The sequence below is a fragment of the Streptomyces cyaneofuscatus genome (genome assembly GCF_042718795.1).
GTDB classification, from domain to species: Bacteria; Actinomycetota; Actinomycetes; order Streptomycetales; family Streptomycetaceae; genus Streptomyces; species Streptomyces cyaneofuscatus_A.
This window is the reverse complement of the sequence record NZ_JBHXOX010000021.1, coordinates 71,775-93,181: the sequence shown is the minus strand read 5'-3', so window position 1 is coordinate 93,181 and position 21,407 is coordinate 71,775. Positions and strand designations below refer to the sequence as shown.

At 72.6% G+C, this 21,407-nt stretch carries 18 protein-coding genes and 1 riboswitch; of the genes, 8 read left to right on the top strand and 10 right to left on the bottom strand.

Features of this window, described 5'->3' with window-relative positions:
• Positions 1 to 76: 76 nt before the first annotated feature.
• Positions 77 to 1,711, top strand: coding sequence for a DUF5691 domain-containing protein (locus ACFWRT_RS23910; RefSeq protein ID WP_380950162.1), 1,635 nt, complete (start codon positions 77 to 79; stop codon positions 1,709 to 1,711).
• A 57-nt stretch (positions 1,712 to 1,768) separates the two neighbouring features.
• Here the strand turns inward: ACFWRT_RS23910 and ACFWRT_RS23905 are convergent, their stop codons facing one another.
• On the bottom strand, positions 1,769 to 2,182 hold the full coding sequence (locus tag ACFWRT_RS23905) for a cobalamin B12-binding domain-containing protein (protein WP_380950161.1): 414 nt from the start codon (positions 2,180 to 2,182) through the stop codon (positions 1,769 to 1,771).
• A gap of 287 nt (positions 2,183 to 2,469) precedes the next feature.
• Here ACFWRT_RS23905 and ACFWRT_RS23900 point away from each other — a divergent pair, with 287 nt between their 5' ends.
• Positions 2,470 to 3,405, top strand: a complete 936-nt coding sequence (locus ACFWRT_RS23900; protein WP_380950160.1) for a lipase family alpha/beta hydrolase — start codon at positions 2,470 to 2,472, stop codon at positions 3,403 to 3,405.
• Positions 3,406 to 3,610: 205 nt separating this feature from the next.
• A complete protein-coding gene (locus ACFWRT_RS23895; protein WP_380950159.1) occupies positions 3,611 to 5,350 on the top strand; it encodes a peptidoglycan DD-metalloendopeptidase family protein in 1,740 nt (579 codons plus the stop codon).
• A gap of 91 nt (positions 5,351 to 5,441) precedes the next feature.
• On the opposite strand, the gene pcrA is transcribed toward ACFWRT_RS23895, so the two are convergent.
• Entirely contained in the window at positions 5,442 to 7,883 is a 2,442-nt protein-coding gene (gene pcrA / locus ACFWRT_RS23890) for a DNA helicase PcrA (RefSeq protein WP_380950158.1), read from the bottom strand.
• A 270-nt stretch (positions 7,884 to 8,153) separates the two neighbouring features.
• Positions 8,154 to 8,321, top strand: a riboswitch (cyclic di-AMP (ydaO/yuaA leader).
• On the opposite strand from pcrA, the gene ACFWRT_RS23885 reads away from it, so the two are divergent.
• Positions 8,320 to 9,555 carry a C40 family peptidase gene (locus ACFWRT_RS23885; RefSeq protein WP_380950157.1) on the top strand — a complete coding sequence of 412 codons (1,236 nt, stop codon included), beginning with the start codon at positions 8,320 to 8,322 and terminating at the stop codon, positions 9,553 to 9,555. (Overlaps the previous riboswitch by 2 nt.)
• A 52-nt stretch (positions 9,556 to 9,607) precedes the next feature.
• Here ACFWRT_RS23885 and ACFWRT_RS23880 read toward each other — a convergent pair whose 3' ends face one another.
• Entirely contained in the window at positions 9,608 to 9,961 is a 354-nt protein-coding gene (locus tag ACFWRT_RS23880; protein WP_326703976.1) for a hypothetical protein, read from the bottom strand.
• 265 nt (positions 9,962 to 10,226) lie between these two features.
• Here ACFWRT_RS23880 and ACFWRT_RS23875 point away from each other — a divergent pair, with 265 nt between their 5' ends.
• The gene (locus tag ACFWRT_RS23875) at positions 10,227 to 11,375 is read left to right on the top strand and encodes a C40 family peptidase (protein ID WP_380950156.1); all 1,149 of its coding nucleotides are present in this window, start codon (positions 10,227 to 10,229) and stop codon (positions 11,373 to 11,375) included.
• A gap of 41 nt (positions 11,376 to 11,416) precedes the next feature.
• Positions 11,417 to 12,178: a GNAT family N-acetyltransferase gene (locus ACFWRT_RS23870; protein ID WP_380950155.1), complete on the top strand. Its 762-nt coding sequence runs from the start codon at positions 11,417 to 11,419 to the stop codon at positions 12,176 to 12,178.
• Positions 12,179 to 12,238: 60 nt separating this feature from the next.
• Here the strand turns inward: ACFWRT_RS23870 and ACFWRT_RS23865 are convergent, their stop codons facing one another.
• Both ACFWRT_RS23865 and ACFWRT_RS23860 read right to left on the bottom strand, forming a co-directional pair.
• Positions 12,239 to 12,934 (bottom strand): response regulator transcription factor, encoded by a 696-nt coding sequence (locus tag ACFWRT_RS23865; RefSeq protein WP_326703979.1) that lies wholly within the window; start codon positions 12,932 to 12,934, stop codon positions 12,239 to 12,241.
• Positions 12,931 to 14,229, bottom strand: a complete 1,299-nt coding sequence (locus ACFWRT_RS23860) for a PspC domain-containing protein (RefSeq protein ID WP_380950154.1) — start codon at positions 14,227 to 14,229, stop codon at positions 12,931 to 12,933. Before ACFWRT_RS23860 ends, ACFWRT_RS23865 begins: the two co-directional genes overlap by 4 nt.
• A gap of 220 nt (positions 14,230 to 14,449) precedes the next feature.
• On the opposite strand from ACFWRT_RS23860, the gene ACFWRT_RS23855 reads away from it, so the two are divergent.
• Complete coding sequence (locus ACFWRT_RS23855; protein WP_380950153.1) at positions 14,450 to 15,796, top strand: PspC domain-containing protein; 1,347 nt, start codon at positions 14,450 to 14,452, stop codon at positions 15,794 to 15,796.
• A complete protein-coding gene (locus ACFWRT_RS23850; protein WP_380950152.1) occupies positions 15,783 to 16,046 on the top strand; it encodes a hypothetical protein in 264 nt (87 codons plus the stop codon). Before ACFWRT_RS23855 ends, ACFWRT_RS23850 begins: the two co-directional genes overlap by 14 nt.
• On the opposite strand, the gene ACFWRT_RS23845 is transcribed toward ACFWRT_RS23850, so the two are convergent.
• The 5 genes from ACFWRT_RS23845 to guaA all read right to left on the bottom strand — a co-directional run bounded on the left by ACFWRT_RS23845 (position 15,953) and on the right by guaA (position 21,126).
• The gene (locus tag ACFWRT_RS23845; protein WP_380950151.1) at positions 15,953 to 16,462 is read right to left on the bottom strand and encodes a DoxX family protein; all 510 of its coding nucleotides are present in this window, start codon (positions 16,460 to 16,462) and stop codon (positions 15,953 to 15,955) included. The genes ACFWRT_RS23850 and ACFWRT_RS23845 overlap by 94 nt on opposite strands.
• An 89-nt stretch (positions 16,463 to 16,551) precedes the next feature.
• Positions 16,552 to 17,820, bottom strand: coding sequence for a hypothetical protein (locus ACFWRT_RS23840; protein WP_380950150.1), 1,269 nt, complete (start codon positions 17,818 to 17,820; stop codon positions 16,552 to 16,554).
• Between the two features lie 112 nt (positions 17,821 to 17,932).
• A complete protein-coding gene (locus ACFWRT_RS23835) occupies positions 17,933 to 18,721 on the bottom strand; it encodes a class II aldolase/adducin family protein (protein ID WP_380950149.1) in 789 nt (262 codons plus the stop codon).
• Between the two features lie 80 nt (positions 18,722 to 18,801).
• The gene (locus tag ACFWRT_RS23830) at positions 18,802 to 19,410 is read right to left on the bottom strand and encodes a Uma2 family endonuclease (protein ID WP_380950148.1); all 609 of its coding nucleotides are present in this window, start codon (positions 19,408 to 19,410) and stop codon (positions 18,802 to 18,804) included.
• 129 nt (positions 19,411 to 19,539) lie between these two features.
• A complete protein-coding gene (gene guaA, locus ACFWRT_RS23825) occupies positions 19,540 to 21,126 on the bottom strand; it encodes a glutamine-hydrolyzing GMP synthase (RefSeq protein WP_380950147.1) in 1,587 nt (528 codons plus the stop codon).
• Positions 21,127 to 21,407 lie beyond the last annotated feature (281 nt).

The window sequence follows — 21,407 nt, the reverse complement described above, 5'->3', positions numbered from 1 at the left end:
GGGCCACCGCCCTCCCCCAACCCGCTGATCACCCCTCTCCGCCGCCGACCGCCTGAACGCCACCGAAGGGGACCCGATGCCTCCCACCACCACCGGCCCGACCACGGCCTCAGCCCACCCCCTCGCCTCCCTCCCCTGGGAGGAGCTGGTCACCTCGGCGCTGCTGGGCACCGACCGCCGCCCGCCGACGGCTCCCGGGGGTCCGGTGCCGGCCGACGGCCCGGCCGCCCTGTTGGACGCCGCCGCCCTGCACACCGTGCGGCGGCGGGCCGGGCTGCTGCCCGCCGTGCCGGGGGCCAGGCCCGCGCCCGCGCCGCACGACCCGCGCCCCCTCCTCCCCGAGGCCGCCCGGCACCGGCTCGCCCAGTTGCTCGCCGACCGGGCCGCGCCGACCGCCTCCGGACGGCGCGGGGCCACGCCCGACCTGACCGAGCTCATCCCGCAGTGGCTGGCCACCGCCGACCGGCGCGGGTTCCGGGCCCCGGCCGACCTGGTGCCGCCGCTGCTGGACGCCGCGCGGGCCCGCACCGACCTGCGCCCGCAGGCGCTCGCCTTCGCCGGGCCGCTCGGCCTGTGGCTGGCCGCGCTGAACCCCGAGTGGAAGTTCGCCCTGCGCGGTGGAGCGGGCGGCTCGCTCGTCCCCGACACCGGCGATCCGGAGGCGGTGGGGCGGCTGTGGGAGGAGGGGCTGTTCGCGGAGCGGGTCGCGCTGCTCGACGCCGTACGGACGCGGGATCCGGCCGCCGCGCTCGCCCTGCTCACCACCACCTGGTCCACCGAGCGGGCCGAGGACCGGCTGATGTTCCTGGACTCCCTGCGCAACGGGCTCGGGGAGGGGGACGAGGAGTTCCTGGAACAGGCGCTCGCCGACCGCAGCCGCAACGTGCGCGCCACGGCGGCCGAGTTGCTCTCCGCCCTGCCCTCCTCGGCCTTCGCCGGGCGGATGGCGGCCCGCGCGACGTCGTGCGTCAACCCCGACCGTACGGGGGCGGGCGCGTCCATCGCCGTGGAGGCGCCGCACGAGTGCGACGCCGGGATGCAGCGCGACGGGGTGGTGGCCGATCCGCCGACGGGCCGGGGCGAGCGGTCCTGGTGGCTCGGGCAGTTGGTGGAGGCCACGCCGCTCGGGGTCTGGCGGGAGCGGTTCGGCGGACGCCCGGCGGCGGAGATCGTGGCGCTGCCGGTCGCCGACGACTGGGCGGGCGAGCTGCACGCCGCCTGGTGCCGGGCCGCGGTGCGCCAGCGCGACCCGGAGTGGGCGCGGGCCCTGCTGGGTGCGGCGGCCGCGCCCCCGGCCGGCACGCCCGGGCCCACGTCGATCGCCGAGCGGTCCAAGCTCCTGGCGGTGCTGTCCGAGGCCGAACGGGCGGACTGGGTGGCCGCGTTCATCGCCGCGCACGGGCTGTCGGAGGCGTTCCAGCTACTCGGCGTCTGCACGGTGCCGTGGTCGGGCCCGCTCGGGCGCGCCGTGGTGGACGCGCTCGACATCGCGCGGGACGGCGGGAGTTACCCGTGGAGCTTCAGCGGGGTGATGGGCCTGGCCGAGCGCTGCCTCGACCCGGCCGAGGCCGACCGCCTGGAGGTCCTCACGGCCACCCCGGACGAGCAGGAGGGGGCGTCGCCGGGGGCCGGGGGGTACTGGTCGGAGGCGTTCCAGCGCCTGGTCTCCACGCTGCGCCTGCGCGCCGCGATGGAGGCGGAGCTGACCTGACCCGACCGCACCTGACGCCCGCCCCCGGCCTCGACCGCGCCCCCGGGTCCCAGGGTGTCAGGCCTGCGCGGGCTGGCGGACGTTCGCGTTCACCCAGGTGACGATCTCGGTCGTCGTCGCACCGGGGGTGAAGAGCTCCGCCACGCCCAGCTCCTTCAGCGGGGCGATGTCGTCCTCCGGGATGATCCCGCCGCCGAACACCTTGATGTCCGCCGCCTCCCGCTCCTTCAGCAGCTCGATCACCTTCGCGAAGAGCGTGTTGTGGGCCCCGGAGAGGATCGAGAGGCCGATGGCGTCGGCGTCCTCCTGGATCGCCGTGTCGACGATCTGCTCGGGTGTCTGGTGGAGCCCCGTATAGATGACTTCCATACCGGCGTCCCGCAGCGCCCGCGCGATCACCTTGGCCCCGCGGTCATGGCCGTCGAGCCCCGGCTTGGCCACCACCACACGGATCGGACCGGTCACACCCATCACTGCCTCCACATGGTCTCCCGCGCCTGAAGGGCCGGGGATGTGAACGAACGTTATCCACAGCATCCCGCAAGCCACCGTTTCGCGGCAGGCGGGGAGGGGGAAATCACACGTGGGACATGTTCGCCAGGCGCCGTCCCCCCGTAGAACGCGGCAATCCGGCCGCCGCGGGGCCCGGCGCGGGGAGAGCCGCTACGAGGTCGCCGTACCACCGTGCCGCCAGCCGCACGGCACGGTGGTACGGCACGTAGCCGCCGCCTCCCGGTGCGCCAGTGCAGGAGGTCGGCGTGAAGGCCCTCCCGTTCCTCCCCCTACCGCCCCGCCTCCCTGGCCCCCGGCTCTCGACCGCGCTGCTCGGCGCCACCGTGCTGGAGCTCGTCGTCCTCACCGGCCACCTGGCCGCCTACCCCTTCGGCCTCACCCAGGAGCGCGTCCCCCAGGAGCCCGTCCCCCAGGAGCGCCGCGCCCCGGGCCCACCACCAGGCCCATCACCGGGCCCGCCCCCGCTGCCCGGCTCGCCCGCCGCCGAACGCCCCGTCGTCCTCCTCCACGGGTTCATCGACAACCGCTCCGTCTTCCTCCTGCTGCGCCGCGCGCTCGCCCGGCACGGCCGCCGCCACCTGGCGTCGCTCAACTACTCGCCGCTCACCCGCGACCTGCGCACCGCCGCCGAGCTGCTCGGCCGGCACGTGGAGGAGATCTGCGCCCGCAGCGGGCAACGCGAGGTCGACATCGTCGGGCACAGCCTCGGCGGCCTGATCGCCCGCTACTACGTACAACGGCTGGGCGGCGACCACCGGGTGCGCACCCTCGTCACGCTCGGCACCCCGCACGGCGGCACCGCCGTCGCCCCCGGAGCCGGCCTTCACCCCATCGTGCGGCAGATGCGCGGCGGCTCCCCGCTGATCGAGGAGCTGCGCCGCCCCGCCCCCGGATGCCGGACCCGGTTCGTCAGCTTCTGGAGCGAGCTGGACCAGGTGATGGTCCCGGTCGTGACGGCCTGCGTCGATCACCCCGACCTCGACGCCGTGAACGTACGCGTCACCGGAATCGGGCATCTCGCACTGCCGGTGCACCCGGCGGTCGCCGCCGCGGTCCGCGAGGCACTGGAGTCAGAAGAGGCACAAGAGGCGCTGGAGTCAGATGAGGCACAAGAGGCGCTGGAGCCACAGGAGGCCCGGGAGGGCACAGCGCCCTCAACCGGAACGTCTTCTGTCGCTTAAAATAGAACAATCCTCGAACATAGGGCCAAGCCTCTGCCTGCCGTCCACCGAAAGACGGCCGATTGCCCGTTTCCTGAGGACGCAAAACCTGCCGAAGATTGTCGTCCTCACATACTGCCGGGTACAGTCGCGGCCACTGCTTCCCCCTGGGACCCCCCTCACCGGGATCCAGAACAGTCCTGCTGCCGAGGCGAGAGAGAAGTTGGTGAACGACCAGCACCCCCACGCCGGGACCGTCGGGTACGACACCCGATCGACCGGCAGCTTCGACACCGACCCGCTCTTCGGTTCCCTCCCTGGTGGTTCCGAGACCACGGATTACGCGGCTTCCGGTTACGACACCTCTTACGGTGCCCCCAACGGCGCGTACGACTCCTCCGCCTGGGACACGGGCGCAGAGCAGACCGTCACGTACGACGCGTACGCCGCCCCGGCCCACACCGCCGACCACCAGCAGTGGGACACCGGCGCGACGCCCGTCTGGCAGCAGCAGCCCTCCGACCAGGACGGGTTCACCACGGCGGCGTACGGCGCGACCTCGTACGGCACCGGCGGCTACGAGACGGACAGCTACGAGACGGGCGGCTACGACACCGGCTCCTACGCCACCGCCACGTACGGCACGGGCACCGCGTACGTCACGGACGGCTCGTACGGCACGGACGTCTACGAGACCGGCACGCACGACACGGGTACGTACGACACGGGCGCGACCGCCGCGTACGACACGGGGACGTACGACACCAGCACCTACGACACCGGCGCGTACGGGACGATCGGCGCTGACGGGACCGGCACGTACGACACCACCGCCTTCACCACCGGGGTGTACGACACAGGCGCGACCGCCGCGTACGACACGGGCACCTACGACACGGGGACGTACGACACCGGCGCCTACGACGCGACCGCCTGGAACTCCGGCGCCACGCCCGGGGACGCCGCGTACGGACCCGAACAGACTTCGCATCAGCTGTACGAACAGCAGACGCCCGAAGAAGAGTCCGGCACCGCCGAGTTCGCCGTCCTGGAAACCGATCACGCAACCGATCACACGACCGATCACACGACCGGCCTCGCCCCGGAAGCCGCCACCCCCGACGCCGCCCCCGACAGCGACGACGACGGCGACGGCGACGACACCCCCGAGGCCCCGCCGCTCTCCGTGGACCGCACCGTGGTCCGCACCCCCGCCCCGCGCAGCCGGGCGCGCCGCCGCAGCCCCGCCAAGCGCTCCGCTCTCCTGACCGTCGCCGTCCCCTCCGCCTGCGTGATGAGCGTCGCGGGCATCGCGGCCGCCTCCGTCAACGGGATCAGCGACGAGGACAAGCCGGAGAAGACCGCCTCGCTGGCCGTCGCCGATCCGAGCACGGTCAAGCCGGTCGCCGCGAACAACAAGCTCGACAGCCAGCTTGAGCAGCTCTCCGAGGGCAGCGACGACTTCCGCCAGCGCGCGAGCCGCACCCAGGAGCGCATCGACCTCAAGCAGCGGCAGGTCGAGGAGAAGAAGAAGCGCGAGGAGGAGGCCGCCCGCCGCGAGGCGCTGCGCCCCAAGTTCGTCCTGCCGGTCAAGCAGCACGGGCTGAGCGCCTACTACGGCCAGGCGGGCGTCAACTGGATGTCCGTGCACACGGGCATCGACTTCCCGGTCGGCTACGGCTCCCCGGTGATGGCCGCGACCGACGGCACCGTGCGCACGCAGTACAACAGCGCCTACGGGAACATGGCGATCGTGACCATGGCCGACGGTACGGAGACCTGGTACTGCCACCTCAGCAGCACCAAGATCCGCTCCGGCCCGGTGAAGGCCGGTGACGTCATCGCGTACGCGGGCAGCTCCGGCAACTCCACCGGCCCGCACCTGCACTTCGAGGTCCGGCCCGGCGGCGGCGCGGCGATCGACCCGCTGGTGTGGCTGCGGAGCCACGGCGTCAACCCGACCTGACGGAGCACGGGACACGCGAGAGGGGCGGGGGGGGGGGGGCGGGCGCCCCCCCCCCCCCCCCCCCCGCCCCTCTCCCGTGATCCCCTACGTCCTACAGCTTCTCGACCGGCGCGTACCGCAGGAGCAGCTTCTTCGGGCGCTCGTCGCCGAAGTCCACCGTCGCCTTGGCCTGGTCGCCGAACCCCTCGACGGCCGTCACCGTGCCGAGCCCGAACTGGTCGTGCGTGACCCGGTCCCCGACCACCAGCGTGACCGTGGGCTTCTCCGAGGTGCGCCGGGTCGCGAAGCCCGAGGGGCCGGAGCGGGCGCGCGAGGAGGAGAGCGAGGACGTGATGCCCGAGGTGGGTCCGGCCGGGGCCGCCATCGGGCCCTTGCGCTTCCACTCCAGGTGCGCTTCCGGGATCTCCTCCAGGAACCGCGAAGGCGGGTTGTACGAGGGCTGGCCCCAGGCGCTGCGCATCGCGGCCCGGGTCAGGTAGAGCCGCTCGCGGGCGCGGGTGATACCGACGTACGCCAGCCGGCGCTCCTCCTCCAGCTCCTTGGTCTGGCCGAGGGCCCGCATGTGCGGGAAGACGCCGTCCTCCATACCGGTGAGGAAGACGACCGGGAACTCCAGGCCCTTCGCCGTGTGCAGGGTCATCAGCGTGATGACGCCGGAGCCGTCCTCGTCCTCGTCGGGGATCTGGTCGGAGTCGGCGACCAGCGCGACCTTCTCCAGGAACTCCGCGAGCGTGCCGCTGCCCTCGTCCTCCCCGCGCTCCTGCTCGAATTCGAGGGCCACGGCGGCGAGTTCCTGGAGGTTCTCGATACGGGTCTCGTCCTGCGGGTCGGTGGAGGCCTGGAGCTCGGCGAGATAGCCCGTGCGCTCCAGCACCGCTTCCAGCACGACGGCGGGTCCGGCGCCGGACTCGACGATGGTGCGGAGCTCCTCCATCAGCGTGTTGAAGCGCTTGACGGCGTTGGAGGAGCGGGCCGCCATGCCGTACGCCTCGTCGACGCGGCGCAGCGCCTGCGGGAAGGAGATCTTCTCGCGCAGCGACAGGGCGTCGATCATGGCCTCGGCGCGGTCGCCGATGCCGCGCTTGGGCACGTTGAGGATGCGGCGGAGCGGGACGGTGTCCTCGGGGTTGGCGAGGACGCGGAGGTAGGCCAGGACGTCCCGGACCTCCTTGCGCTCGTAGAAGCGCACGCCGCCGACGACCTTGTAGGGCAGGCCGACGCGGATGAAGATCTCTTCGAAGACACGGGACTGGGCGTTGGTGCGGTAGAAGACGGCGACGTCGCCCGCCTTCGCGTCGCCCTTGTCGGTGAGCCGGTCGATCTCCTCGGCGACGAACTGCGCCTCGTCGTGCTCGGTGTCGGCCACATAGCCGGTGATGCGGGCGCCGCTGCCGGCGTTGGTCCACAGGTTCTTGGGGCGGCGGCTCTCGTTGCGCTCGATGACGGCGTTGGCGGCGGAGAGGATCGTCTGCGTGGAGCGGTAGTTCTGCTCCAGGAGGATCGTCTTCGCGTCCGGGTAGTCCTCCTCGAACTGGAGGATGTTGCGGATGGTCGCGCCCCGGAAGGCGTAGATCGACTGGTCCGCGTCACCGACGACACACAGCTCGGCCGGGGCGTCGGACGCCTCACCGGAGGGGCCGACCAGCTCCCGCACCAGCGTGTACTGGGCGTGGTTGGTGTCCTGGTACTCGTCGACCAGGACGTGGCGGAAGCGGCGGCGGTAGTGCTCGGCCACGTCCGGGAAGGCCTGGAGGAGGTGGACCGTCGTCATGATGATGTCGTCGAAGTCCAGCGCGTTGGCCTCGCGCAGGCGGGCCTGGTAGAGCGCGTACGCCTGCGCCAGGGTCTTCTCGAAGCCGTCGGCGGCCTGCCCGGCGAAGGTCTCCTCGTCGATGAGCTCGTTCTTGAGGTTGGAGACCTTGGCGGTGAAGGACTTCGGCGGGTAGCGCTTGGGGTCCAGGTCGAGATCGCGGCAGACCAGGGCCATCAGGCGCTTGGAGTCGGCGGCGTCGTAGATCGAGAACGACGAGGTGAAGCCGAGCTTCTTGGACTCGCGGCGCAGGATGCGGACGCACGCGCTGTGGAAGGTCATGACCCACATGGCGTTGGCGCGCGGCCCGACGAGCTGCTCGACGCGCTCCTTCATCTCGCCGGCGGCCTTGTTGGTGAAGGTGATCGCGAGGATCTGTCCCGGGTGCACCCCGCGCTCGGCCAGCAGGTGGGCGATGCGGTGGGTGAGCACCCGGGTCTTGCCCGAGCCGGCTCCGGCGACGATGAGCAGCGGGGACCCGGCGTGCACGACGGCGGCGCGCTGCTCGGTGTTCAGCCCGTCGAGCAGTGCGGCGGCGTCGATCACCGGGCGCGGGTGGCCGTCGCGGTAATACCCGTCGCGGGGCGGCGGGGGCGCGTCGTAGACGCCCTCGAAGAGCCCCTCCGGCACCGCTTCGGGTGCGTGGTCCTCGGGGGGCGGCGGCGGGCCGTCCTCCGTGGACTGGAGGCCGGTCAGGAAGTTGTCGTCAAAGAGGCTGCTCATCGCCTCCCGAGTCTAGGCGGCCGCACCGACAACCTTCCGCCGAAGGCCGGAAGCGACCCGGAAGCGACCGTTCCCAGCCGTACGCACGGAGAGCGGACGTCCACGTTCCGTGAACGAAAGCCCGGTCGGAGGGGGTGCTCGACCCTCGATCCCCAAAGGTCACGAAAATGTATCGGGCAAATCGCTCATCCTCCTTCCCAGCGGTGCCGCCGGTTGGCTAGCGTGCTCGGTCAGGTGATCCGTAACCTCCCTGAGACGAACCGCGTCTCACGGTCACCTCTGCCGAATCCGTGCTGCCCTCCCAGCAGTTCGGAACCGGGGACCCACACGCACAACCGGGGTGAATCGGTCCTTACCCTCGCATAACGGACCGTAGGACAGCCTTCCGTCCCGTCCGAACCCGACAGCTAACCCGGTAGGCGGTCCACGGAAGGAGATGCCGGTCTTGGCATCGCATCGCAAGCCGCGCACGAAGGTGCGCACGACCACCCCCGCCGTCGGGTTCACGACGGCCGCGCTGGCCTCGGTGACGCTGCTCTCCACGCAGAGCGCGACCGCCGCTCCCGCCCCCGCCGAGCCGAAGCCGGCCATCGAGGACGTGCAGAAGAAGGTCGACGAGCTCTACCGGCAGGCGGGCAGCGCGACCCAGCAGTACAACCGGGCGAAGGCCGCCTCCACCGCCCAGCGCACCAAGGTCGACACGCTGCTCTCCGACGTGGCGAAGCGCACCGAGAAGATCAACGAGGCCCGCCGGGAGCTGGGTGCCTACGCGGCCGAGCAGTACCGCACCGGCGGCATCGCGCCCACCGCCACCTTCTTCCTCGCGGACGACCCGCAGGCGTACTTCGACCAGAGCCGGCTGATGAGCCGGTCCACGGAGCGGCAGCAGAAGGCCGTCGACGACTTCCGTACGCAGCAGGCCGAGGCGTCGAAGAAGCGCGCGGAGGCCGTGCAGAGCCTGGAGTCGCTCACCGAGACGCAGACCACGCTGCGCTCCAGCAAGCAGAAGGTGCAGACGAAGCTCACGGAGGCCCGGTCCCTGCTCGCGAAGCTGACCGCCGAGGAGAAGGCGCGGCTGGCGGAGCTGGAGCGCAAGAAGGAGGCCGAGGCCAAGGAGAAGGCGAAGCGGCTGGCCGCCCGCCAGGCCGCCGAGGCCAAGGAGCGCGAGGAGCGCGAGGCGGCGGAGAGGAAGGCCCGCGAGGAGGCCGCGAAGGAGTCCGCCAAGGACAGCGGCTCCGGTTCCGGCAGCGGTACGGGTACGGGGACGAGCCCGGGATCCGGCACGGGCACGGGTACGGGGACCGGGGCGGACGGCAGCTACGCCGCCAAGGCCGAGAAGGTGCTGGCCTTCGCCCGCGCCCAGATCGGGAAGCCGTACGTGTGGGGGGCCTCGGGCCCGGCCTCGTACGACTGCTCGGGGCTGACCCAGGCGGCCTGGCGGGAGGCGGGGGTGACGCTGCCCCGGACCACCTGGGACCAGGTGAAGGTGGGCACGCGAGTCGCCACGTCCGACCTTCGGCCCGGGGACCTGGTCTTCTTCTACGACGACATCAGCCACGTCGGCATCTACAAGGGCGACGGGATGATGATCCACGCCCCGAAGCCGGGCGCGAACGTCCGCGAGGAGTCGATCTACTCCATGCCGATCTACGGCAGCGTGCGCCCGGCGTAGCACCGAAGGGGCGGGGGTGGCTGCCTGAGCGGCGGCCGCCCCCGAGTGGGTCTCAGGTCCAGAGCGTGGCGATGAAGATGTTGGCGACCGTGAGCCCGCCGACCGCCGCGAACGCGCCCTTCTCGACCTTCTCCTCGTCCCGCTTGACGTAGACGAGCGCGAGGATGACGACGAGGAGCGCCAGCTTCACGCCGATCTTGATGTTGTTCACGGCCTGGTCGTCGGCCTGGTTGAGCCCGACCAGGGCGACGCCGGTGACCAGCATGGTCAGCGCGCCGTGCAGCATGGCGGGAGTGAAGCGGGCGGTGCCCGCGCCCATGGCCTTCATCTGGGTCAGGAAGCCGCCCAGCAGGGAGGCGATGCCGATGATGTGCAGGGCGACGAAGACATTGATGAGGACGTCCATGGCTCCGGAGCCTAGCCATGGCCAAAACTTTACCCAGCAGTGAGGCAAGCCTTCCTCGACGCCTTCGCCGGAACTGGGCGCCCCGTGCCCGAACCTGCCGGAATGATCAGTTCCGACTTCACGCCTACGGTCATTCGGCAGCACGGAAACGTCACATCCGGGCAATAGCTGTCATGGCGAACCTTTTCCGTGCCCCCGGATTAGCGTCCTTGGCGGACCTGCCGGCACCCCCCGGCGGGCAGCCGACAGGAAGGATGCCGCCCCCGTGGCCGCGCACCGGAAATCCGCTCACCGGAAACCCAAGCAGCGCCCCTTCACCGGCCCTGCTGCCCGCACCGCCGCCACCCTGGCGCTCGCCGGGGCCGCCACCGCCACCTCGGCCACCGGGGCCGGCGCCGCACCCGCCGAGCCCGCTCCCACCGCCGCCCAGGTCCGGGCCAAGGTCGACCGGCTCTACCACGACGCCGAGGTCGCCACCGAGAAGTACAACGGGGCGAAGGAGAAGGAGACGGCCGCCAGGAAGGCCGTCGACACCCTGGCCGACGAGGCCGCCCGCCGCACCGACCGCCTCAACACCGCCCGCCACGCGCTCGGTTCGATGGCCACCGCCCAGTACCGCACCGGCGCCCTCGACCCCGCCGTACAGCTGGCGCTCTCCTCGGACCCCGACAGCTACCTGGAGCGCGCCGCCCACCTGGACCGGGCGGGCGACCGGCAGGCGGGCCTGCTCGGCAACATCCGGCGCCAGCTCTCCGGCATCGCGCGGGTCAAGGCCCGCGCCGACCAGGAGACCGAGGCACTCGCCGCCCGCCGCGCCGAGCTGAACGAGCACCGCACCGCGATCCGGACCAAGCTGGCCGACGCCCGGACGCTCCTGGCCACCCTCACCGCCGCCGAGCGCGCCGCGTACGAGCGGTCGGCCGACGCGGCCCACGGCGGCGGCCCGGCACAGGCAGACCCGGCCACCAGTCAGGCGGCCGACGGCTCCGCCACCCACCCCGACCGGGCCGTCGCAGGCGCCCACGCCGACCGCTCGGCCCCCCGCGCCTCGGTGGCCGCCCCCAACTCCCGGGCGGCCCGGGCCGTCTCCTTCGCCCACGGGGCGATCGGCAAGCCGTACGTCTGGGGCGCGACCGGCCCGAACGCCTTCGACTGCTCCGGGCTGACCCAGGCGGCCTGGAAGGCGGCGGGCGTCAGCCTGCCCCGCACCACCTACACCCAGATCAACGCCGGACAGCGGGTCTCCCGCTCCGAACTGGCCCCCGGCGATCTGGTCTTCTTCTACTCCGGCATCAGCCACGTCGGCCTCTACATCGGCGGCGGCCAGATGATCCACGCCCCGCGCCCCGGCGCACCGGTCCGCATCGCGCCTATCAGCCAGATGCCTTTCGCCGGAGCGACCCGGGTGGCATAGTCCCCGGCGCCGACCTCTCCCCCGCCGAAGGAACTCCCCGTATGTCGATGGCGAACGCCGTCCAGGAGTACGCCCGCACGCTCACGCTGCGCACTTCCGCCCACTACCGGGCGGGCCCGTTCACCGTCCGGTACAACCCGGGCTGGGAGCTGAAATACGCCAACTACGCCATCCCCGACCGCGATGCGGAACCCACGGTGAACGACGTGGCGACCCTCATCGACGCGTTCCGGAAGCGGAAGCGGCTGCCCCGCCTGGAGTTCCTGCCCGCCTGGGCCCCGGCCGTCGAACCGGCGCTGCTCTCCGCCGGGTTCACCGTGGAGAGCCGGGCCCCGCTGCTCGTCTGCGCCCCCGAGGACCTCCGCACGCCGAAGCCGGTCGAGGGCCTGCGCATCGCCGCGCCCGCCACCGCGACGGAATTCGTCGACGCCGCCCGCATCCAGCACCACGGCTTCGGCGGCACGGGCGAACCCGAGCCGGGAACGATCACCTGGCTGCGCTCGGCGGCGGCCGGGGCCGGGGTCGCCGCCCTGGCTGCCCTGGACGGCGCGCCGGCCGGGGTGGGCGGCTGCACCCTCCCCGTCGACGGCCTCAGCGAACTGGTCGGCCTCGCCGTCGCCGCCCCCTTCCGCCGCCGGGGCGTCGGCGCCGCGCTCTCCGCCTGGCTGACCGAACGGGCCCTGGACCAGGGGTGCCGGGCCGTCTGGCTGGAGCCGGGGGACGCCGACGTGGAACGGATCTACGCGGGCGTCGGCTACCGCCGGATCGGCGAGAAGGTCTCCATCGCGCTGGAGCCGTCATAGCGCTTCCGGCCCACCCGGCCCGCCCAGCTCCTCCGGCCCGCCCGGCCTGCCCGGCTCGGCTCAGACCAGCCGTCGTGCCGTCGCCCACCGGGTCAGTTCGTGCCGGTTGGAGAGCTGGAGCTTGCGCAGCACCGCCGAGACGTGGGACTCGACCGTCTTCACCGAGATGAAGAGCTGCTTCGCGATCTCCTTGTACGCGTATCCCCGGGCGATCAGCCGCAGCACTTCGCGCTCGCGCTGGGTCAGGCGGTCCATGTCCTCGTCGACCGGCGGGGCGTCCGTGGAGGCGAAGGCATCCAGGACGAAGCCGGCCAGGCGCGGGGAGAAGACCGCGTCGCCCTCCTGGACCCGGAAGATGGAGTCGACCAGGTCGGTGCCGGTGATCGTCTTGGTGACATAGCCGCGGGCGCCGCCCCGGATCACGCCGATGACGTCCTCGGCGGCGTCCGAGACGGAGAGCGCGAGGAAGCGGACCGGGTCGTCGGCCGCGCCCATCAGCGGGGCGCAGCGGCGCAGCACCTCGACGCCGCCGCCGCCCGGGAGATGGACGTCGAGGAGGACGACCTCGGGGCGGGTCGCCGTGATGACGGTGACGGCCTGGTCGACGTCGGCGGCCTCGCCGATCACTTCGACGCCGGTCTCCTCGGTGCGGCCGATCTCGGCCTGCACCCCGGTGCGGAACATCCGGTGGTCGTCGACGAGCACGACCCGTACCCGTCGCTCCGGGCCCCCGGTGGCTTCGGTGTTCTCGGTCATTCGCTCGCCCTCTCCATCTCCAGCTCGACCTCGGTGCCCCCGCCGGGCACCGAACGCAGCCGGGCAGTGCCGCCGTTGCGCTGCATCCGGCCGATGATTGATTCTCGTACGCCCATGCGGTCGGCGGGAACCTCGTCCAGGTCGAAGCCCGGGCCCCGGTCCTTCACGGAGACGAAGACCGTGGTGCCCTCGACCTCGGCGAAGACCTGCACGGCACCGCCCTCGCCACCGTACTTGGCGGCGTTGACCATCGCCTCGCGCGCGGCCTGCATCTGGGCGCCCAGCTTGTCGTCGAGGGGGCAGTCGCCGACGACCACGACCTCCAGGGGGACGCCGTGCTTGTCCTCCACCTCGGCGGCGGCCCGCTTCACGGCCTCGGCGAGGGTCTCCGGCTCGTCGTCCTCGTCCTTGCCGGTGCCCTCGGGGTTGTAGAGCCAGTTCCGCAGCTCGCGCTCCTGGGCCCGGGCCAGGCGTCTGACCTCGCCGCCGTCGTCCGCGTTCCGCTGGATCAGGGTGAGGGTGTGCAGGACGGAGTCGTGGACGTGGGCGGCGACCTCGGCGCGCTCCTGGGCACGGATGCGCATCAGGCGCTCCTCGGAGAGGTCCTGGGTCATCCGGACCAGGTAGGGGCCGGCCAGCAGGGCGATGCCGGTGAGGACGGCGATGGCGGCGGTCAGCACGTTGCCCAACTGGGCGGCCGAGCCGCGCACCACCATGAAGACGGCGAGGCCGAGGCCCACGAGGGCGACCCCGGCGAGCGCGCGGGCCAGTTGCAGCAGCCGGCGGCGGCGGCCGACCTCGATCCAGCGGGCGCGCCGCGCGTTGTCCGCCTGGCGCCAGACGAGGACGGAGCCCGCGCCGATGAGGAGCGTCGGCCAGATGTAGCGGTCGGCCTCGCTGCCCATGTCGACGTTGGCGACGAAGACGACGGCCCCGACGAGCAGGGCGACCAGCGCGAAGACCTGGCCCGGGTCCGGTTTGCGGAGCTTGCGCCGGCCGTCCGCCGCGGTCTCGAACACCGAACGCGGGGCGTGGGCGCCGCCGACACCGCCGACGCCGAGGGGGACCACGATCCAGAACACCGCGTACAGCAGGGCGCCCAGGCCGTCGCTGAGGAAGAGCCCGAGGAAGACGAACCGCACCCAGGCGACCGGCAGCCCGAGGTGTCCGGCGAGCCCGCGCGCGACGCCGCCCAGCATCCGCCCGTCGGCGCTGCGGTACAGCTTGCGCAGCGGCGGCTCCTCCGGGTCGGAGGCGAGTGAGCTGTGCCCGGCTCGGGCGGTGGCGGCTGGCATACCCCGATCGTCACACGCGGCGGGGGCGCGAGGCATCAGGGTAGTCCCCCTGATCGACCCTGAGGCCAGCCCTACCCCGCCGCCCCTGGTACCCCCGCCACCCCCGGCACCCCCGGCACCGCTGAGAGACCACCCCTGCGGGGCGGCCCGGCGCAAAATCAGGGACCGGCCAGGGTCGGCGCGGCTCCCGCCCGCCGGTGCGGGCCGTCACCATGGAGGTATGACCGCTCCCTCGGACGCCGCCCCCGGCGTCGCACCCCCCGACGCGCCCAAACCGCTGCTGCGCCGCAGCCCGCGGCAGAAGGTGGTGGCCGGGGTCTGCGGCGGACTCGGCCGGTACTGCGACGTGGACCCGGTGATCTTCCGGATCGTGCTCGGTGTCCTCTCGGCGACCGGCGGGATCGGCCTGATCTTCTACGGCTTCGCCTGGCTCCTGCTGCCCGTGGAGGGCGAGGAGGAGAACGAGGCGCGCCGGCTGCTGTCGGGCCGGGTCGACGGGGCGTCGCTGGTGGCGCTGCTGCTGGCGCTGATCGGCTGCGGGCTCTTCCTGTCGATGCTGGGCAACCGGGGGATGCTGGCGTTCGCCGCGCTGCTGACGGTGGCCGTGGTCGGCTGCTCGGTGTGGACGCAGTCCCGCAGGACGTCGGCGCCGGAGGACCCGGCGGCCCCGCCGGGCACCCCCGCCGCCCCCGCCTACCCGCACGCCTCCGGCCTCGGCACGCCCCCGCCGGAGGTGAAGGCGCCGCCGACGCCGGGCGGTCCGTCGTGGTGGCGGGACCCGATCGTGAAGGACGGGACGACGGGCCCGGTCGGCTCGGGCTATCTCTGGGGCCCCTCGGACACCGACCCGGACGCGGCGGCGGAGACGGTCCGGGCCGGGCGTCCCAGCGCGGACGCCCCGTTCCGGCCGCCCGCCCCGGCGCCCGCCGCGCCGGGACCGCGCCCGATCGGCGGCCTCGTCTTCCTGACGGCGCTGGTGGCGGGCGGTCTGGGGACCGGGCTGAGCTGGGAGCAGCAGCCGCTGGGGACGGCGTTGCAGACCGGCCTGGTCGCCGCGCTCGCGGTCTTCGGGCTCGGCCTGCTGGTCTCCTCGGTGCTCGGGCGGACCGGGTTCGGCACGGTGCTGCTGGCGGTGGTCACGGCGGTGCTGCTGGCGGGCGCGACGCTGCTGCCGAAGGAGATCAGCACGGAGTGGGCCCGCCAGGAGTGGCGTCCGGCCGGGCCCGCCGCCGTACAGCAGCGTTACGAGCTGGGCAGCGGGGACGCCCGGCTGGACCTGTCCGGGGTGGTGGTCCCGCCGGGCGGGACCGTGCGGACCCGGCTGGAGGTCGGGGCGGGCCGGGCGGCCGTCGTCGTCCCGGTGGGCGTGACGGTGAAGGTCCGGGCCGAGGCCGGTCTCGGGGAGATCCGGCTGGAGGAGGGGCAGCGGGTCCAGGTCCGCATCAACAGCGACCAGACGTCGCAGCGCACGCTTCCACCGCCCCAGGGCAGCAAGCCGGCCGGGACGATCGAGCTCGAAGTGGAAGTCGGAGTCGGACAGGTGGAGGTCAGCCGTGCTGCGTCATGAGTTCCGGCCGGGACGGGCGGTGGCGGGCCTGACGATGCTGGTCCTCGCCGGAGGGTACGCGGGTGACGCGGCCGGAGACTGGGAGGCGCCGTGGACCTTCTTCCTCGGGGTCTTCCTCGGTGGCCTGTGGCTGGCCGCCACGGTCACCTGGACCGCCTACATGCTGCGGCGCCGCCGGGACGCGAGGAAGGCGTCGACGGAGAACATGGAGGCGCCCGCGAGCACCAAGGGCAGCCACGCCATCAAGTAGGGCAGATCGTTGCCGTAGTAGTACGGGGTCGACTGCCAGCTGACCGTCAGCCACAGGCTCAGCGAGATCAGCGCGCCGCCGAGCGCGGCGAGCCGGGCCCACAGGCCGACGAGGGTGCCGAGGCCGACGAGGAGTTCGCCGATCGCGATGGCGTAACCGAAGCCCTCAGGGCTCTTGAGCGCCAGGTCGACGAGGGCGGGGATCGCGGAGGAGTCGCGGACCCCGTTCATCAGCTCGCCGATGGAGCCGGGGCCGGTGGCGGAGAGGAACCCGCTGTCGGTGAGCTTGTCGAGCCCCGCGTAGACGAAGGTGACGCCGAGGAAGAGCCGCAGCGGCAGCAGGGCGTACTGCCCCGCCCGCTCCCGCAGCCCTCTCGGCTCGCCCGGACCGTACGCACCGCCGCCGTAACCGCTCATCACTGCCGCCCCGCTTCCCGAAGACCTGTCATCCGACCATACGTACGCCTGTACGGCGCCGCTCACCAGACCCGGGAGGCGGATGGTGGTCAGTCCGTGACGTCGATGGAGCAGCGGTCGGTCTCCACCCCGGCGGCGGTGATGACCTGGACGTCCACGGTGCCGGGCTCCACCTCGACCGGGACCGGGACGGTGAGCACGGTGTCGGTCGGGTTGGCGAACCCTCCGGCGACCGGGATGAGCGGTACGTGGACGTGGACCGTGCCGATCCGTACGACGAGCCGGGCCAGCCGGTCGGGGCTGCCCGCACCGGGCGGTACGAAGCCCGCGCCCCGGATCTCGATGTCGTCGCCGGTCCGGATCGGGGCGTCCAGGTCCCCGGCCTCCCGGGCACGCACCACGGACAGGACGACCGGACGGCCGCCCTCCGCGTACTTCCCGGCGAAGTACGTCGCCGCCGAGACGGCCACCAGCAGGGCGAGCCCCCACGGCAGGTCGGGCAGCTGCTCGGGGCGGCGGGCCAGCCGGACCCCGGCGAACAGTACGGCGACGGCGCTGACCAGCACGTACTGCACATCGGTGAACGAGCCGCGCCCGGAGTCGTCGGTGAGCAGATCGGCGGCGCGCGGCCGGTCCGCGCGCAGCTTCTGGAGCCGTCGGCCCAGCACCCGTACGGTCACCACGCGGCGGACGACGACGGCGACGGCGCACACCAGCGCCAGCACGGCCACCACCCCGGCGGACCGCACGAGGTCGAGCCCTTCGATCAGCGCGTCCCGGTCGTCCGGGTCCGATGCCCCCGCCAACTGGAGGGCCAGCACCAGGACGGCGAAGACGGCGAGCAGCACCCAGGCGGCGGCGACGGCCCTGGAGGTGGAGAGCCGGTTGTCCTCGCCGATCAGCGGGGCGAGGAGGCCGCCCCGGGCGCGGTGGAAGCGGGCGGCGACGGTGAGCAGGGAAGCGGTGATGACCGCGGCGACCAGAGCGGCGGTGCGGGCGGTGGTCCAGCCGGGCCCGATCGCGGTGAGGCTCGCGCCGACGAGGAGGGCGACGACCGCGCCCCAGACGACGAACAGGGTGCCCCGCCACACATGGTGCAGCCAGACGTCCCCGGCGGCCCGGCCCCGTTCGGCGACGGCGCGGGCGGACTCGGTCAGCTCGTCGGAGACCCACTGCCGGGACGCGGAGGGCGACTGGGCGACCCCGGCGGGCAGACCGTTTCCCGCTGCCAGTTCGTCCCGCTTGGCGAGGAACGCGGCGACCGCGCGCCGGTGCCCCTCGCGTGCTCCGTGCGGGCAGTCGCCGCACGTACAGCCTCCGCCGTGCGTACCGCTCACCCTTGCCTCGTCCAACGCCACGGAGATTTACACCCTTTCCCACCCCGGTACAGCCAACTCACCTGCGATACCAGCGAATTGTGCCGTACGGGACGGGCGGGCCCCGCATCGGGGCGGCCCGGGGCGGCCGTCGTCAGAACGTTCGACTGATCCGCTGCCACAGGGGCTGGTAGTTGATCCACGCCACCAGGTCGCTGCCGAGCTGGTCACGGGTGGTGAGGGCGTCCCGGTGGCCGATCAGCACGGGCTTCCCGGCTCCCCGTGCCAGCAGTTGCACCTGGCAGGCGCGCTCCAGGGTCAGGAACCACCAGGCGGCCGCGTCGACCGAGTCGCCCACGGTCAGCAGCCCGTGGTTGCGCAGGATGACGGCCTTGCACCCCCCGAGCACCTCGGCGATCCGCCGCCCTTCCTCCTCGTCCACGACGACCCCGGTGTACGCGTCGTACACCGCATGGTCTTCGTAGAACGCACAGGCCTCCTGCGTGATCGGCTCGATCGGCTCCCCCAGCGCGGCCAGCGCCCGCCCGTGCGTGGAGTGGGTGTGCGCGACGGCGACAGCGCCCGGCCGGGCCCGGTGCACGGCCGCGTGCACGGCGAAGGCCGCCTGGTTGACGTGGAAGCGCCCCTGGACCACCTGCCCGTCCCCGTTGACGAGGATCAGATCCTGCGGGGCGATACCGGCGAAGGGCGCCCCGAACGGGTTGACCCAGTAGCAGTCGTCCAGCTCCGGATCGCGCACGGTGATGTGCCCGGAGACCCCGTCCTCGTACCCGTACTCCCCGAACAGCCGCAACGCCCCCGCGAGCCGCTGCCTGCGGTACGTCCGTTCCTCGTCCGGCGACGCGTGCACGGGCGGCATCGCGAAGTGCAGCTGCTCTACGGGGACGGGCGCGGGGGCGGGCACGGCGGGCGGCTCGGACATGGCGGCTCCTCACTTTCCCGGGGGGCGTACGGGATCGGAAGTTACCGGCGGGTGGGGGTGAGGGGAAGGGGTGGGGCGGGCTACGGGCGGCGGCGGTTGATCGCGGTGAGGTCGATCTCCAGAGGGAAGGGGACGGTCAACGTGAGCTTGTCCCGATGAATGCCCGTGGGTACGTAGACCTTCAGTGCGGGGTCGAGTTCATAGACGTACACGACCGGCACGCCTTCCTCGTCCGCCTCCACCCGCCAGAAGTGCCGCACTCCGGCGGCGGCGTACTTGCGGGGCTTGACCTCCCGGTCACGCTGTACCGAGTCGTCGGACACCACCTCGACGGCGAGCACGATGTCCTCGGGACGGAACCATGTCTGGCGCGGCCCCGTGTTCGCCCCGACGGGGAACACCAGCACGTCCGGCTCCGGACGGTTCTTCTCGTCCAGCTTGATGGTCATCTCACGCAGGACGTCCAGGTCAGCAGGCGCCTGGTCCAGGAGGGCGTTCTCGAACAGACGCATGGCACGCCCGTGAAAGGCGGTCTGCGGACTCATGAAGACGAGACTCCCGTCGATCAGCTCGGTGTGGGGCGGGAGGCCCGGAATCCGGTCGAGGTCGTCCGCCGTCCAGCCGCCCTCCGGCGGGACGGGCCACCGGTACGGCTGCTGTTCGAGCCTGGGCTCGGGTGCGGCGCTCATGATTACTCCCATACGCCGAAGTCTCGTCTCTTCACTCAGCGTACCCAGGGGGAACGACAATGCCGCCGCCCAAACGAATGAGCGACGGCATCGGCGTTGACCAGGGGGATCAGGAGCCCCGGCGGGAGGTCACTCCCACTCGATCGTCCCCGGCGGCTTGCTCGTCACGTCGAGGACGACCCGGTTGACGTCGGCGACCTCGTTGGTGATGCGGGTGGAGATCTTCGCCAGCGTCTCGTACGGCAGGCGCGACCAGTCCGCCGTCATGGCGTCCTCGGAGGAGACCGGGCGCAGCACGATCGGGTGGCCGTAGGTGCGGCCGTCGCCCTGGACGCCGACCGAGCGGACGTCGGCGAGGAGGACCACCGGGCACTGCCAGATGTCGCGGTCCAGGCCGGCCGCCGTCAGCTCCTCGCGGGCGATGGCGTCGGCCTCGCGGAGCAGGTCCAGGCGGTCCTTGGTGACCTCGCCGACGATGCGGATGCCGAGGCCGGGGCCGGGGAACGGCTGGCGCTGGACGATCTCCTCGGGGAGGCCGAGCTCCTGGCCGACCATCCGGACCTCGTCCTTGAACAACTGGCGCAGCGGCTCGACGAGCTGGAACTCGATGTCGTCGGGGAGGCCGCCCACGTTGTGGTGGGACTTGATGTTGGCGGTGCCGGTGCCGCCGCCGGACTCCACCACGTCCGGGTAGAGCGTGCCCTGGACCAGGAAGGCGACCTCGGGGCCCTCCTCCTGGAGGATCTCCAACTGGGCCTGCTCGAAGACGCGGATGAACTCGCGGCCGATGATCTTCCGCTTCTGCTCCGGGTCGGAGACCCCGGCCAGGGCGTCGAGGAAGCGCTTCTCCGCGTCGACCACCTTCAGCTTCGCGCCGGTCGCGGCGACGAAGTCCTTCTCGACCTGCTCGGTCTCGCCCTTGCGCATCAGGCCGTGGTCGACGTAGACGCAGGTGAGCTGCGAGCCGACGGCCTTCTGGACGAGGGCGGCGGCGACGGCGGAGTCCACGCCGCCGGAGAGGCCGCAGATGGCGCGCTTGTCGCCGACCTGCTCGCGGATGAGGGCGATCTGCTCCTCGACCACGTTGGTGGTGGTCCAGTTCGGCTCGATGCCCGCGCCGCGGTAGAGGAAGTGCTCCAGGACCTGCTGGCCGTGGGTCGAGTGCATGACCTCCGGGTGGTACTGCACCCCGTAGAGCTTCTTCTCGTCGTTCTCGAAGGCCGCGACCGGGACCACGTCCGTGGAGGCGGTGACGGTGAAGCCCTCGGGGGCGGCCGAGCAGGCGTCGCCGTGCGACATCCAGACCGGCTGCTCGGTGGGCGTGCCCTCGAAGAGCGTCGAGCCCGCCTTGGAGACGTGCAGCGGGGTGCGGCCGTACTCACGCGCCCCGTTGTCGTCGACCGTGCCGCCGAGCGTCGTCGCCATCAGCTGGAAGCCGTAGCACATGCCGAAGACGGGGACCCCGGCCTCGAACAGCGAGCGGTCCAGGGACGGCGCGCCCTCCGCGTAGACCGACGACGGGCCGCCGGAGAGGATGATCGCGCGGGGGTTCTTCGCCAGCATCTCGGCCACCGGCATGGTGGACGGGACGATCTCGCTGTAGACCCGGGCCTCACGGACGCGGCGGGCGATGAGCTGGGCGTACTGCGCGCCGAAGTCGACGACGAGGACCACGTCGGCCGTGGTGTCGGGGGCGGCGGGGGGTGCTGCTGGCACGGGGCGGCCTTCCGGCGGTGGTGAAGGGGGTCGGTTCCTCCGATTCTACCGGCCGTACGTGAACCCTCCGCCGGGCCGCCGGAGGGACTCCGTGTCTCAGGATCCGGGCCCCGGCTTGGTGGGCCCGGCGGGCCGGGCCATACTGTCCCCATGCGTCAGCACACGATCTTCGTCTTTACCTATGGCATCCGGCCCGCCGGCTGCCATGGTCGTGCTGCTTGAGCTACTGACAAGCAACGTTCCAGGCGCCCCGGGCCACCAGGCCCGGGGCGTTCTGCGTT